Source organism: Janthinobacterium sp. SUN100 (assembly GCF_030397705.1).
GTDB classification, from domain to species: domain Bacteria; phylum Pseudomonadota; class Gammaproteobacteria; order Burkholderiales; family Burkholderiaceae_D; genus Janthinobacterium; species Janthinobacterium kumbetense.
This window is the reverse complement of record NZ_JAPUBU010000002.1, coordinates 269951-283633: the sequence shown is the minus strand read 5'-3', so window position 1 is coordinate 283633 and position 13683 is coordinate 269951. Positions and strand designations below refer to the sequence as shown.

Genomic DNA, 13683 nt, shown 5'->3' with positions numbered 1-13683 from the left:
TTATTCGCCGCCTTCTCGTTTGGCCGATGGTTTCATCTCCACGCTGCTGTGGCGGCCTTCTTTCCGCAGCTGGCGCGCATAATCGACCAGGTCCTTGGGGTAGAGCAGATGGTCGATCTGGCTGTCCTCCAGGTCAAGTAAAAAAACCGCCGCACCCGCTTCAAATGCCCAGTAACCGTAATAGGGAGCATACCCCTCGTCCCTGATTCTCAGATGCCCGTCGTACCAGCGGGGATGATCTTTCATGGCTGGATACCACTGTTTCAGGTATTTCTGGACCAGTTTGAGTATCTCTCTCTCATTATTTTCATAGAAAACCTGAAGCAAAGTATCATAGGGATTTTCGAGAATGCACGAATCAAGATCTTGCTTATTCTCGACATATGCGCCAATCAATTGCTCAAATAATCCATCCTGGCCACGGTGGCTGCGTAGCACGTGGATGATGCGTAAGGCCGAATGTTGATCGCGCAGTAATAGTGCAATACTGAGTAGTTGTAGCGTGTTCTCATAATTTGCAAGCGTGGAAAAGTCTGGTGCTCCCTTGTATTCGTACGGCCCATAATCCGGAAACTCAAGCGCCGCTTCCTGTTGACAGAATTGATCGACCTCATTCCATTCTTCAAACATATCCACGATGCCGGCGATACGCGGCGCCAGTGCATCGATCGGTTCACCCGCTGTGTAGTCCAGCATCCAGATCCAGAACGCTTCCAAATACAGAAACTGATGTACCACAGAGTTTTCCAGCGTTGATTCCACTATTTTTTTATTTGCAAGTCGGACTTCAATTAATGCGAGCAGGTTTCCCCGCGTTTTATGATAAAGATCTTCGTAGAGAAATTTCTGCCGGCGCCGCATGTCGAACGGGGCGGTCATCATTGTTTGTCCGTCGTTTTTGCTGCTCGCTGGCGCAACTCGGCGCTGGGCCAGTCGCTGTCGGCGTCGAAGCGCCGCATCCAGCGCAGCGAGTCGGCGTCATTGAAGCGTTCGTTAGGATCGCCGTCCCATTGGCCAAAGCCCAGCAGCGCCATGTGGTCGTTGCGGATCGGCTTGAGCAGTTTGTTGAGTAACGCCGGCAATTCCGGCACACCGTCCTCCACCGGGTAGAGGGCCGGTTCCTCGCCCAGTTCGATCCATAGGCCTGCACCGAGCTCGTCGATCCGGATGTGCGGATGTTGCAGGCTGAGTTTTATCTGGTCGCGGCTGAGATCCAATTTTTCGCGCCACATATCCGACAGCAGGAAGCCCCAGGTTGGCGGGCGAATGCCGTCTGCCAGCGAGCCGCTCATGGAAAAAGGATAATCAATGTCCAAACCAAAAAATCGAGGTGCCAGAGAGCGTTCCCACACGGTCACTGCCGAGCGGGTGCCGAAAGCAATCGGATTGGCCATCGAAAAGCCGCTATAAACCTGATCAGGTTTCAGTTTTTCCATGGTTTCCAGAACAAATTGCCGCCATGCATTCTTGTTATCCTTCCACCATGACCAGCGATAGTAGAATTGAATGGATGAGTAAACCTTGTTTGATGGTTCTGAATTATCGTTCATATGATCCCGCATTTTCCAGAAATATCCAGCAGTGGAAGGCGACGAGTTATGTTTTTTCTGATCGGTAAATTTGAAAATGAAATAGTCTTCTTCTTTTGTTTTTTTTGCAAACTCACGCAGATCAGGCAAACGTTTCGATCCGTAAGGTTGCGGTCTCTCAGAACTCGGATGCGTTGCGATAATATATGGATTTCCTGTGATTTTATAAAATTCTTCATGGATATCAATCATGAGATTGGATATGTCAAGATGGCGTTTAGTATCATACAAGAAGTAAAATGTTATGAAAGGAGACACCCCCAGATCTTGATTTCCATCGTCACAGGACATGTTTGGCCATTCCTTGAGGTCAGCAACCATTCCCTCTACATCTTCGGCAGTAAAAAAACGTTCCGTTGTGCTCATCTTTTCTCCTCTCACTGCATTGTTTCTTTACGCCTTCATAAAACGCCACACCGTCAAGCCATAGGCAGAATCCAGATTGCTCATGATCTCGCCCTGTTCAAATCGCCGGGTTGACGGAGGAACGTCCAGCGCTTGCCACTGGCCGGCCTGCGGGCAGACCTAGCCGGCTTCAGCGCGCAATTCCAAAGGCCTCTGCACTGGACCAGCCGCTGACTGTGCGAGATGGAATTTGGCTATTGTTCTTCACTCCAATGCCAGATGGTTTCACCGTATGCCGCATCGTCAAAAACAGGCATCACTTGGCCTTGCGCGAAGTGGCTACGGCTGTGTAACCTTGTTGGGGCTTCCCAGAAGCCAGTTTGGGGGCAGGGGTGACCACCCTCAACACGACCGGCCTTATTTATTAAGTCAGTATCCATGCTTGTGTAACGGTGTTCCGCGCGTAACTTGCGGCCATAATTGACCAAGTCTTTAGGGTAGACCAGATGATCGATAGCGCTGTCGTCCAGATCGAGAATAAAGACCGCCGCTCCGGCTTCAAATGCCCAATAGCCATAATAGCCGGCATAGCCCTCTTCGCTGATCCTAAGGTGCTCGTCATGCCAGCGTGGATGATCCTTCATTGCCGGATACCACTGTTGTAAATATTGCTTGAGCAAGCTGAGTGTGGCCGTCTCATCTTCTTCATAAAAGACACCTAGCAAGGTGTCATAAGGGGCGCCAAGCACGCAGGTATCGCGCTCGACGACGTTGTCGGCATAAGCACTGATCAATTGCTCGAACAGGCCATCTTGACCGCGATGGCTACGTAGTACGTGGATGATGCGTTGGACCGAATGCTGATCGCGTAGCAAGATGGCAATGCTCAGCAGTTGTAGCGTGTCTTCGTAGTCGGAAAGTGTCGCGAAATCGGGCGCCCCCGAATATTTATATGGACCATATTCAGGCAGCTTCAGTGCACACTCCTGTTGATATTTTTGATCCACTTCGTTCCACTCTTCAAATTTGTCCACGATATCGGCGATTCGAGGCGCCAGTTGATCGAGGGCTATGCCAGCCGTGTAGTCAAGCATCCATATCCAGAGTAATTCCAGATACAGGAAATGATGAACGGAGGAGCTTTCGCCTATCGAATATGCATCCTTTTTGTTTTCTTCTCCTCCCCGGATCAAGGAAAGTTGATTTGTCCGTGTTTTTTTATAAAGTTCTTCATAAAGAAATTGTTGCCGACGCCGTTCGTGAAAGACGTTATTTTTCATGGTGAAGTACCATTTTTTTGTTTGGTGCAGATTTCTGCAAGATGTTGTCGGACATTACTTTCAACGTAAATGCCTAACATACTTGGCAGTGTGAGATGAAATATTGACTATTGTCCTTCACTCCAGTGCCAGATTGTTTCGCCGTATGCCGCATCGTCAAAAACAGGCATGACTTGGCCTTGCGCGAAGTCGCTGCGGCTGTGTAATTTTGCTGAGGTTTCCCAGAAACCACTTTGGGGACACGGATTTCCCCCTTCAACACGGCGGACATTGTGCTGCTGTTTCGTATACAAGCTGGTGTAGCGGTTTTCTTCGCGTAATTTTCGCCCGTAGTCCACAAGGTCTTTTGGATAGACCAGGTGATTGATACCGCTGTCATCGAGATCGAGTAGATAGACTGTTGCGCCTGCTTCGAATGCCCAGTAACCATAATAACCGGAATAACCTTCCTCGTTGATATGCAAGTGTTCGTCATGCCAGCGTGGATGATCCTTCATGGCTGGGTACCATAATTTCAAATAACTTTTCACAAGATTGAGCGTCGCACTTTCGTTTTCTTCATAAAATACCTGCAGCAGCGTGTCATAGGGCTTTCCAGGAATGCAACTGTCTAGATTTATTTCTTCTTCGACATATCCGCCAATTAATTGTTCGAATAAGCCATCTTGACCACGGTGACTACGTAGCACATTAATGATGCGCATGACCGATTGCTGGTCGCGCAGTAAAATGGCAATGCTAATTAATTGAAGGGTATTTTCGTATTCAAAAAGATTGGAAAATTGCGGGGCGCCGACATATTCGTAAGGTCCAAATTCTGGAAATTCAAGTGCCGCAGCCTGTTGAAATGATTGATATACATCATTCCATTTTTCAAATGCGTCGATAATAACAGCAAGGCGCGAGGCAAGTTCATGGATGGGGACGCCTGCGGTGTAGTCCAACATCCAGAGCCAAAATAGTTCAAGATGCAAGAACTGATAAATCGAATTTTTTCTTTGTGTTGTGCTGGCTACTTTGTCATTATCATGTCCTACTTTAATGAGGAGGAATTGATTTTCTCGTGTTTTATTGTAAAGTTCTTCATGGAGAAATTGCTGTCTGCGTCGGTGATGAAATGGTAAATCTTCCATGGCTACTTGCTTTTTTCTTGGGTAAATTGTATTCGTGTCAAAGAAGGTACGCGCATGCTGAAACCGCAATGCATGATTGCCTTTTTCAGTCGAGCATCAGGTTGATGGTTTCGAACATCAGTACCGTCGCTGTTCTTCATGCGTTCAGGAAGCGCCACACCGTCAAGCCATAGGCGCAATCCAGATTGCACATGATCTCGCCTTGTTCAAATCGCCGGGTTTGCGGCGGAATGTCCAGCGCTTGCCACTGTCCGGTCTGCGGGCAGGCCTCGCCGGCGTAGGCGTGCAATTCCAAAGGCTTATGCGCTGACGCAGCTCGGCGCTGGGCCAATCGCTGGCTGTGCGAGATGGAATTTGGCTATTGTTCTTCACTCCAATACCAGATGGTTTCACCGTATGCCGCATCGTCAAAAACAGGCATTATTTGGCCTTGCGCGAAGTGGCTGCGGCTGTGTAATTTTGCTGGGGTTTCCCAGAAGCCAGTTTGAGGGCAGGGCTGGCCGCCCTCGACGCGTCCCTTGCGCATCAGTGGTTCTGTTTCCTGACTGGTAAAGCGGCCAACTTCCCATAACTGTCGTGCATAATCGACCAGGTCTTTGGGGTAGACCAGATGGTCGATCTGGCTGTCGTCCAGGTCGAGTATAAAGACGGTCGCCCCTGCTTCGAATGCCCAGTAGCCGTAATAGGCGGCATAGCCTTCCTCGTTGATGTTGAGATGCTCATCGTACCAGCGCGGATGATTTCTCATAGCTGGGTACCACTGTTTCAGGTATTTTTGCAGCAGGACTAAGCTAGCTTTCTCATCTTCCTCATAGAATACTTGCAACAGGGTGTCGTAGGGTTTGCTGATAATGCAGGTGTCGAGGTCTTGACTGTCCTCGACATATGCGCCAATTAATTGCTCGAACAGCCCATCGTGGCCACGGTGGCTACGCAGTACGTGGATGATGCGTCGCACCGAACGCTGATCGCGTAGCAGGATGGCGATGCTGAGTAGTTGAAGCGTGTCTTCATAATCGGAAAGGATGGAAAACTGTGGCGCTCCCTCGTATTCGTATGGCCCGTATTCTGGAAAGTCAAGCGCCGCTTCCTGTTGATAAAGTTGATCGACTTCATTCCATTCTTCAAATTTATCCACGATGCCTGCAATGCGCGGCGCCAGTGCATCGATCGGCTCACCTGCCGTATAGTCGAGTATCCAGATCCATAGCGCTTCCAAATACAAAAACTGGTAAATGACAGTTTGACTTTGTGTTGATTCGGCCACTTTTTTGTTGGCAAGTTGACCTTTAATTAGTGAAAGTTGATTTTCTCGAGTTTTAGTGTAAAGCTCCTCATAAAGGAATTGTTGGCGACGGCGTTCATGGAATTCTGGGTTCTTCATTGTTATTTTCTCCGCTTTCTCTTTCCTGAAACTGCTTTGCTTGATTTATTCTTGTTCTCTTGCTGTTCTTGTTGATCGACTGGTTTTTTAGACGTTGCTTTTTCGAGGCTTCTACGTCCTTTGTCTATGCGATCAATTTCCATATAGTTGAATGTGTCGCTTATGCCATGAGTTTCTTTGTGTTTGTCATGTATTTTTATATTGTAATGATCACCTGACGCGAGTAATTCCAATGTCGCTGCAAGATGGTCGACAACTCCAGGTGCTGCTGCTAACTTGAGCTTGCCATGCGGGTGTGCCGCCGTCACGAACGGATTAGAGAGTGCGGTGCTTCCCAGTATTAGATATGTCCAGCGATTTTTTAAATTTTCAACGGATTGCATGGCACCGTTTTTGGTGCTGTTGGTAAGCCATTTTTTCCCCATCTGCGTGCCCTTTACACGTTCACCGAGCAAAGTCCATAACATCAGCTCTCTGTCGTTGAGGGATGCCGGGGGGCGTGGGATGTTGCCACGTTCCACTTCCTTTTGCAGCCGCTGGAACAGTGTGTAGGCACTGCTACTGAATTTTGCTTCGATGAAATGGAATGTGTCGCTATTTGTCTGCCAGATGGTATCCACACCATTCTGTACCATTTTTTTTAAGTCTTCGGGTACAAGCTCTGTCGGGCGTTTGTGTGCGTTATCGGGACCGACAACGCGCGGGTAGTCAAAGCGCCATTTTCCATTGACGTTACCGTGCGGCCAGGCGGTGGCTTTTTTAAGCACGTGTTCCATATGATAATAATCTGCCATATGCTCGCCGATGAGTCCCTTTGGCCCGAATGGCACTTTGGACAGCAATTCGCGAATCGGCCGCGACGTATTCTTCACCGGTGCGGTGCCGCCGTCGCTGCTCTGGCGGTGCGAGTCGTCCACGGGTTTGTGTTCCTTGCCCTTGCCCGGCGAGTCCCGTTCTTTGGTTTTTGCTTTGGTATCCACGCCCTTGGTTTTTTTATCGGTGCTGATCGTGGGCGACTTGAACTGGGCGTTGGCGCTGTGCGGATGTGTGTTGCCGGGCTTGTGATTGTGCCTGGCTGCCGTATTGGCGCCGGTGCCGGCGGCGACGGCGATTTTTTTTGCTGCCCATAACGCGTCTTCGCCCAGCATGTCCTCGATCAAGTCCTGCAACGCCTTGGCGCCTTGCGCAATGCCGGCCTTGAGGGGGCCGCGCACCGCTTCGACTTGCGGCTTCATGTCGCGTGCCAAATGCTGCAAGTCCGATGGCAGCCACCAATGGCTGGTCGACAGGTAGCCGAGCAATTGCACGCAGTTGTCCAGCGCGCTCATGGCCGTGCTGATTGCCAGCTGGGTGTTTTGCGCCCACTGGAAGGTTTTCAGGAATTTGATCGCGGCGCCCTTGCTCTTGCCCAGCATGGCTTCGATCATGACATTGCCGCCAGCGGCCGCCGCGCCAACCTCCTTGCGGTACTTGCGCAAAGGCTTGATGATGGTCTTGAACAGGCTGCCGACTTCTGGAATGCAGCCGAACGCCGCCAGCGCCATGTCGACCCAGTCATCGCGGGTCGCGCGCGACACGCCTTTCCTGCCGACCCGGTAGATCATGCCCGAGACATCGCGCACATCCATCACCTGGTCAACCACGGGGATCAGGGAAATGGCGCCGCCGACGATCATGGCGGCCTTGCCCTGGTCATCCTCGAAGTCGCCCAGGATCAGGTCCTTGAAAAACTCTACAATCTCATCGACAAAGTTCTGGCTCATGGTTGGGGATCCGGTTTACTGCTTTTCCTGGCCGCTTCCAGCAATGCGGAAGCCTGTTTCAGCTGCTGCCTCGCTTGCTGCAGACGGGGTTCCGCTAGCAATGGCGGCGCTACCCAGTCGCGCTGGTCCTCGCCATATTCAATGTGATATGCGCCGGGAGGAATGTTTTCGAGGCGGGCATGGCCCTTTTCGTTGAGCAATCCACTGAGTGAAGTACCATTGGCGAACGTGATTTTGTAGGGGGAGTTAATGACAGGTTCGAGATCGCCATAATGCAGGTTCAGTTCGACTGCCCGGCCCAGGTCGGCTGCATTCGGCATCGCCGGCAAGGTGGGCTGGCTGCTCGCCGGCCCCGTCAATTCCTTCATGCTGGCGTTGAAATCGATCTTGCCCGGTCCATGCAGCATGATGTTGCCGCCTTCGAGGCGGATGTACGCGCCCTGGGCTGTCATCAGGATGTGCTGCTTGGCCGCCGCCGTGACGCTCTTGGCGGTGCTGCTGACGGTGATGGCCTTGTCGGCCGTCAGCCGTGTCGCATCGGACTGGCTTTGGCTGCTGACCTTGCCGCTGGCCGCATGCAGGCGGATGCCGGTTTCCTGGTTGGGCTTATCCTTGCTGCTGGCCTTGCCATAGGTAAACAGGCTGATGCCCTTGCCCAGCGCGTACAGGCTGTTGCCCTGCGCGGCAAAGTTGAGATCCGCGCCCGCTGTCAGACTGCCATTGCCGCCGGCGACCAGCACGGCGTTGGCCGGTGTGGTGGCGGCGATGCCGGACGGACTGGATAATTGCAGCTGCGGGTCGCCATACGCGCTGGCCTGGCCTTCGCCGCCCGCCGCCTGCTGGCCCTGGCCCGCAGCGGCGGCGCCCTCGGCCGTCGCGCCCAGGACCTCGATGCTGTGCTGCATCTGGGCAAGGACGGGGAGCTGGGCGGCTGGCGCAGGCGTCTGCGGCTGGTCCGGCGTGGCAGCGGAAGCTGGCGCGGCCGCACCGGCTGCGGCCGGGCTGGGCATTTCGAGCGCGAAATGTTTTTGCGCCTGCTCGGCCAGCGAGGTCTGCAGTTGCAAGCTTTGCCTGAGCTGTTCCAGCGCTTCCTGCGCATCCATCTGGCTGCCGCCGGCATCGCGGCCATGCGCCGACAGCAGCATGCCCGCTCCCGCGCGCAGGGCGGCGCCGTGTTCTGTTTTCAGCTCGGCGCCAAAGCCGGACGGCGCCAGCCGCTGGTTGTCGCTCTGGTGGCGCAAATGGCCCAGGTTCAGTTCGGCCGTGCCCTGGTGGGGGCCGGCGTGACGCTGCAAGGCGACGCGGCCCTGGCCTGGGCTGTCGTCGAATACCAGCTGGCTGTAGGCGCCGCCGCCGCCCTGGCTGGCTTGCATGGCTTGCGTCTTGATGCCGGACAAGGCCGCCGGGTGGGCGTGGGCGCCGGCCTGGCCGGGAAACCAGGCCGGCGCGTTGCCCGTCGCCGCGCCCGTGCCCTGGCTGACCTGGTTGTTTTGCGCGTCTGCCTGGCCGCGGCCGTTGTACAGCGTGCCGATGACGACGGGGCGGTCGATATTGCCTTCCAGGAAATCGACGAGCACTTCCTGGCCCACGCGGGGCAGGGCGTTGCTGCCCCAGTTGGCGCCGGCGACGGGCGCCAGCGGCGTGGCGACCCTGACCCAGGTGCCGGCGCTATCGTCGCCGGGCGCGCCCGTGTGGCCGTCGGCTGCCGGATGCGCCAGGCGGCTATGGCTTTGCGCTCCCCGCTGCCAGTGGAATTGCACCTTGATGCGGTGGTCGCGGTCCGTATGCAGCTGGACGCCGGCCGGGCCGACGACGATGGCGGTCTGCTGGCCCATGATGCTGGGGCGCGGATGCAGCAGTTGCCCATGCTGGTCGGCATAGCTGCTGCGGTAGGGGATCTTGCTGCGGATGGCGTCGATGCGGTTGCGGTAGGGCGGGCGTTCGCCGATGGTGTCGCCGACGGCATGCAGGCTGCTGGCCGCTTCGTCGCCGATCAGCGCGTCGAGCAAGCCCTTGCCGAAGCGCTGCAGCAGTCCGCCGCCCAGCTCCGCATCGAGGTTGTTATGCATCAGGTGCACCGTGCGGGTGACGAGGAAAGTCGCTGCGTCGCCATCGCCCGCCGCGTCCGTTTGCGCCTGGCCGCTCAGGGTGAAGGTGGTGCCGGGTGCCAGGGTGCGCACGGTGCCGGCGCCGGTAAACACTTCCCTGGCCGCCGTCAGCGCCTGCAACTGGCGCTCGGCAAGCCGTTGTCCGTGCTCACGCGACGGGTAGGCATAGGCGCCGGGAGCGTCGCGGCTGAGCAGCGCCATCGTCCCGTCCCTGGCGCCAGCGGCGCTGATGGGGCGCTGGCCCAGCGCGCGGTAATCCCAGCTGGACAGTTCGATGCCGTTGGTTTGCTGGCGCAACTGCATGCGCCAGCGGTCCATCGTGTCTTGCGGCATGACGGCGCCTGGCTGGCTGTAGGCGATGCTGGACTGGGTGTTGGGCTTGAAGCTGCCGTTGTGGTCGGCGATGACGAGGGTATGGCTGCCCAGGCTGGCGCTGCCCGCATCGCCCGTGTGTTCCGCATAATAAAACAGCCCTTCCTCGCTCATCAGCCGTTCCGCAAAGGCCCAGTCGCTTTCCTGATACTGGCTGCAGATGCTGCGTTTCGGATAGGCCGCGCGGTCGAGCAGGTCGAAGCGCCAGGCGGGCGCCAGCATGCCCTGGCCTTGGTAGCGGGCGAAGACGACTTCGAGGATGTCGGGTACCGCCAGGTCCTGGAAGACGCGGCTGTCGCGGCCGTACGCCAGGAAGGCCGTCCAAGGCTGCATGGTCAGGTTGTAGCGGGCAAAGCCGCCATTCGCGCCCGCCAGTTCGACGGCGGTGATGTGGCCGTGGAACGGGCGCCAATCCTCTGTGCCGGCGGCCGTGCGCAATTCCAGCAGGATGGGCTGGCCGATCAGCGACTTGAGGGGAATGGCTGCGTCGAGCGACAGGGCGGCGATATTGAAGACATAGCCCAGTCCCAGGCCTTCCTCGCCGCGCACGCATTCGGCCAGCAGCTTGTCCGGGCCCAGGGGCGTACTCAGCTTCAGCAGGCGCGTGGCCTGGCTGAAGCCGGTGGCGACGGGTGACGTAGCAGGTGACGGCGACGCGCTTGCTTGGACCGGTTCGGACATTGATTGGAACTCCGTGTGGAGAAATGAGCGTACTTGCATTTAATTCAATGACTTGCTTATAAGATTACACCTTAGAAATAGTGATTTAACAAGCGCGATTCAATTGAATCGTGCGGCAGGCCGGGTCGTGCGCGGGCCGTGCGGGCCGTTTTTTCCCCTTCTGCTAGAGTGCGGATCTTGCCAATTCCACCATTGCAAAAAATACTGCTAAATATTACTTAGAAGCAATAATATGGCGTGCCGTGCCTGTTTTTCGGCAGCCGTCCCACGTGAACCGGAGCAAGAATGAATACAATGAAATGCGCGGCTGCCGCCGTGCTGTGTGCCAGCCTGTCGCCCCCCATGGCGGCGGCATCCCCCGTCGAACCACCGTTTCTCGATGTGCTCGTCCATCAGTACGCCAGTTGCGTCCAACCCGCCTATCACCAGGCCGAGCTGCGGGTACAGGACGGGACGGGGCGCTACCAGATCGACGTCAAGGGCGAGGCCTACACGGTCGAACTGCAGGAGCGCATGGGCTTTTCGCTGCAGGCGGGCATTGACGGTCCCGTGGCAGCCGTCGTCAAGCTGGACCGGCCGCCAACGGGGCAGTTCGGGGAGCAGGCGCGCTGGCGCGAACGCTGGCTGCGCGATGTGGCCGAGCGCAGCGGCGTGGCGCTGGAAGAGCGGGCGCTGGCTGGTGGCGCGCGCCTGCTGATCGTGAACAAGGGCGAGATCAAGGGCAATTATGTGGGCCAGTCCCTGCTGATCGATCCGGCGCGGCTGTTGTTCATCGATGTGGCGTGGCCGAACACGCTGGGGATCTATCGTGGCCCCGACGGCTTGCGGCATGTGCGGCAGGTGCAGGACGACGTCTGGCAGCGCCTGCTGTCTTGTCCGCCGGCTGCGTGACGCTGGCGGCCGCCGCATACCCCTACTGCGCGCACGCGCATAGACAAATAATAATGATTCTCATTTATAATTCGAATCCATGGGGGTGCGATGGGCTGGCGCCATGGCGCCACGGTCGGTGAAGGAGGGCATGATGGGCAGTGTGTATGGCAACGAAGACATGATCGCGCACGAGCATCGCGTGCTGATGGGGGAATATGGCCGCGCGCAGGCGCGCTGCAGTGCGCAACTGGCTGCGCAGGCGGCCCGCATCGCGCAGTTGGAGTCGGAATTGATGCGCGCGCGGGCGCAGGTCGTGATCCGCGATACCCGGCTGGCGCTGGCGCGCGATGAACTGGCCGAACTGGCGGCCAGCGTGCCGGGTTTGCCGACGCGTGCCCGGCTGGCCCGCCGGGTCGAGTGGCTCGGTGAACGGGTGCAGGACCTGATGCGCGAATTGCTGCGCCTGCAGTGGCTGCCCACGCCTTCCGTCGTACCCGTGCCCGCCTTGCAGGCCGATGTGCGCGAAAAAGCCGTGCTATATGTGAGCAACTATTCAAGCCTGGAGCTTGGCCAGGACGCGGGTGGCGCCAACGTGGCGCAGCAAGCCATCGAGCAGGCCGGCGGGCGCTTCCTGCACCATGCCGGCGGCGACGATGGCGCCGACGATGCGGCGGCGCTGGAAGCGGGCCTGGTGGCTGCCGACCTGGTGATTTGCCAGACGGGCTGCGTCAGCCACGACGCCTACTGGCGCGTGCACGACCACTGCAAGCGCACGGGCAAGCAGTGCGTGCTGGTGGACCAGCCGCAAGCCATGCATTTCGTGCGCAAGGAAGCGCTGGCCGCTTCTTAACGCCCGCTTAATCCGCATCGGGCAGAATGGCCGTCCATTTGACGTTATAAAGAGCGCCCATGCTGTCCCTGCAAATCGGCCCCCTGGCCCTGCCTACGGGCCTGGTCCTGCTGATCGTTTCCCTGTGCGTCGCCTACGGCGCGGCGTGGTCGCTACGGCGCTATCGCCAACTGCCGGACGCCGGTCCCCTCGTTTCCGACATGCTGATTGTCGGCTTGCTTGCGGCGCGGCTGGCATTCGTCTTGCGCTGGCACGAACAGTATTTCAGCTCCCCCTTGGCGGCACCCTGGTCCATCCTCAACATCCGCGATGGCGGCTTTATGGCGCCGGCCGGCATCGCCGCCGCGCTGGCCATCGCCGCGTGGCGCTGCCGGCGTCCCGCCATGGCGGCCATGCGCCGCCCTCTCGCCATCAGCGTGGCGTCGGGCGCGCTGGTCTGGGGCGTGCTGAGCGCGGGCATCTCGCTGGCCTACGACAAGCCGGCGGCCTTGCCGGCCATGGCGCTGCAGGCGCTCGACGGCTCGCCGGTGACCCTGGCGGCGCTGGCCGGCGGCAAGCCGCTGGTGGTCAATCTGTGGGCCAGCTGGTGCCCGCCATGCCGGCGCGAGATGCCCGTGCTGGCCGCCGCGCAGCAGGCGCGCGCCGATATCGTCTTCGTGTATGCGAACCAGCGCGAGGATGCGGCAGCGGCCAGCGCTTTCCTGGGCAGGAGCGGCGTGACCCTGCGCAATGTGCTGCTCGACAGCGAGGCAGCGCTGGGCAAGGCGGCCGGTTCCTCGGCCCTGCCCACCACCCTGTTCTATGACGCGCAGGGGCGCCTGGTCGATACGCACCTGGGCGAATTGTCCGACGCCTCGCTGGCCAGCAAGCTGCGCAAGATCGCCCCGGCGCCATAGCGCCTGTTCCAGCCTGAATGAGCCGCCCATCCGCGAGGATGCGCGGCTTTTTTTTAACGCCTTGCCGCACGCGGCGCGCTTTCTGATAGTATACCCCCCTATAGTATTTATCGGAGTGAAACCATGGGACACACGGCGCACAACAAGACCAAGCTGTTGAACAGGATCAAACGCATCAAGGGACAGGTGGAAGGCCTGGAGCGGGGCCTGGAAGAGGGGCGCGACTGCGGCGAAGTGCTGCAGCTGATCGCGGCCGTGCGCGGCGCCGTGAATGGCCTGATGGCCGAAGTCATCGAAGAACACCTGCGCGAGCACGTGGCCAGTCCCGATATTTCCGGCGACGAGCGGGCCAGGGGCGCCGACGACATCGCGGGCATCCTGCGCACCTACCTCAAATAAGGAGCACGTC

Annotated in this window: 12 protein-coding genes; 4 read left to right on the top strand and 8 right to left on the bottom strand. The window is 57.6% G+C overall.

Features of this window, described 5'->3' with window-relative positions; all coding sequences use genetic code 11:
* The 8 genes from O0881_RS13555 to tssI all read right to left on the bottom strand — a co-directional run bounded on the left by O0881_RS13555 (position 1) and on the right by tssI (position 10655).
* Complete coding sequence (locus O0881_RS13555; RefSeq protein WP_289911731.1) at positions 1-882, bottom strand: PoNe immunity protein domain-containing protein; 882 nt, start codon at positions 880-882, stop codon at positions 1-3.
* On the bottom strand, positions 879-1955 hold the full coding sequence (locus O0881_RS13550) for a type VI immunity family protein (RefSeq protein WP_289911730.1): 1077 nt from the start codon (positions 1953-1955) through the stop codon (positions 879-881). Before O0881_RS13550 ends, O0881_RS13555 begins: the two co-directional genes overlap by 4 nt.
* A 233-nt stretch (positions 1956-2188) precedes the next feature.
* Complete coding sequence (locus O0881_RS13545) at positions 2189-3214, bottom strand: PoNe immunity protein domain-containing protein (protein WP_289911729.1); 1026 nt, start codon at positions 3212-3214, stop codon at positions 2189-2191.
* A 107-nt stretch (positions 3215-3321) separates the two neighbouring features.
* Positions 3322-4347, bottom strand: coding sequence for a PoNe immunity protein domain-containing protein (locus tag O0881_RS13540; RefSeq protein ID WP_289911727.1), 1026 nt, complete (start codon positions 4345-4347; stop codon positions 3322-3324).
* A gap of 136 nt (positions 4348-4483) precedes the next feature.
* Complete coding sequence (locus O0881_RS13535) at positions 4484-4642, bottom strand: hypothetical protein (RefSeq protein WP_289911726.1); 159 nt, start codon at positions 4640-4642, stop codon at positions 4484-4486.
* Between the two features lie 63 nt (positions 4643-4705).
* Entirely contained in the window at positions 4706-5731 is a 1026-nt protein-coding gene (locus O0881_RS13530) for a PoNe immunity protein domain-containing protein (protein WP_099664642.1), read from the bottom strand.
* 2 nt (positions 5732-5733) lie between these two features.
* Positions 5734-7494: a hypothetical protein gene (locus O0881_RS13525; protein WP_289911724.1), complete on the bottom strand. Its 1761-nt coding sequence runs from the start codon at positions 7492-7494 to the stop codon at positions 5734-5736.
* On the bottom strand, positions 7491-10655 hold the full coding sequence (tssI, locus tag O0881_RS13520; RefSeq protein ID WP_289911723.1) for a type VI secretion system Vgr family protein: 3165 nt from the start codon (positions 10653-10655) through the stop codon (positions 7491-7493). Before tssI ends, O0881_RS13525 begins: the two co-directional genes overlap by 4 nt.
* A gap of 285 nt (positions 10656-10940) precedes the next feature.
* On the opposite strand from tssI, the gene O0881_RS13515 reads away from it, so the two are divergent.
* The 4 genes from O0881_RS13515 (at position 10941) to O0881_RS13500 (ending at position 13673) form a co-directional block, all read left to right on the top strand.
* Positions 10941-11546: a hypothetical protein gene (locus tag O0881_RS13515; RefSeq protein WP_289911722.1), complete on the top strand. Its 606-nt coding sequence runs from the start codon at positions 10941-10943 to the stop codon at positions 11544-11546.
* 130 nt (positions 11547-11676) lie between these two features.
* Complete coding sequence (locus O0881_RS13510) at positions 11677-12378, top strand: DUF2325 domain-containing protein (protein WP_289911720.1); 702 nt, start codon at positions 11677-11679, stop codon at positions 12376-12378.
* Between the two features lie 59 nt (positions 12379-12437).
* Complete coding sequence (locus tag O0881_RS13505) at positions 12438-13274, top strand: TlpA disulfide reductase family protein (protein ID WP_289911719.1); 837 nt, start codon at positions 12438-12440, stop codon at positions 13272-13274.
* A 123-nt stretch (positions 13275-13397) separates the two neighbouring features.
* The gene (locus tag O0881_RS13500; RefSeq protein WP_099664637.1) at positions 13398-13673 is read left to right on the top strand and encodes a metal/formaldehyde-sensitive transcriptional repressor; all 276 of its coding nucleotides are present in this window, start codon (positions 13398-13400) and stop codon (positions 13671-13673) included.
* Positions 13674-13683: the final 10 nt, after the last annotated feature.

Excerpts from the sequence above, each read along its gene's own strand:
- O0881_RS13555 (WP_289911731.1), bottom strand. The coding sequence starts at position 882 with ATGATGACCGCCCCGTTCGACATGCGGCGCCGGCAGAAATTTCTCTAC.
- O0881_RS13550 (WP_289911730.1), bottom strand. The coding sequence starts at position 1,955 with ATGAGCACAACGGAACGTTTTTTTACTGCCGAAGATGTAGAGGGAATG.
- O0881_RS13545 (WP_289911729.1), bottom strand. The coding sequence starts at position 3,214 with ATGAAAAATAACGTCTTTCACGAACGGCGTCGGCAACAATTTCTTTAT.
- O0881_RS13540 (WP_289911727.1), bottom strand. The coding sequence starts at position 4,347 with ATGGAAGATTTACCATTTCATCACCGACGCAGACAGCAATTTCTCCAT.
- O0881_RS13530 (WP_099664642.1), bottom strand. The coding sequence starts at position 5,731 with ATGAAGAACCCAGAATTCCATGAACGCCGTCGCCAACAATTCCTTTAT.
- O0881_RS13525 (WP_289911724.1), bottom strand. The coding sequence starts at position 7,494 with ATGAGCCAGAACTTTGTCGATGAGATTGTAGAGTTTTTCAAGGACCTG.
- tssI (WP_289911723.1), bottom strand. The coding sequence starts at position 10,655 with ATGTCCGAACCGGTCCAAGCAAGCGCGTCGCCGTCACCTGCTACGTCA.
- O0881_RS13515 (WP_289911722.1), top strand. The coding sequence starts at position 10,941 with ATGAATACAATGAAATGCGCGGCTGCCGCCGTGCTGTGTGCCAGCCTG.
- O0881_RS13510 (WP_289911720.1), top strand. The coding sequence starts at position 11,677 with ATGATGGGCAGTGTGTATGGCAACGAAGACATGATCGCGCACGAGCAT.
- O0881_RS13505 (WP_289911719.1), top strand. The coding sequence starts at position 12,438 with ATGCTGTCCCTGCAAATCGGCCCCCTGGCCCTGCCTACGGGCCTGGTC.
- O0881_RS13500 (WP_099664637.1), top strand. The coding sequence starts at position 13,398 with ATGGGACACACGGCGCACAACAAGACCAAGCTGTTGAACAGGATCAAA.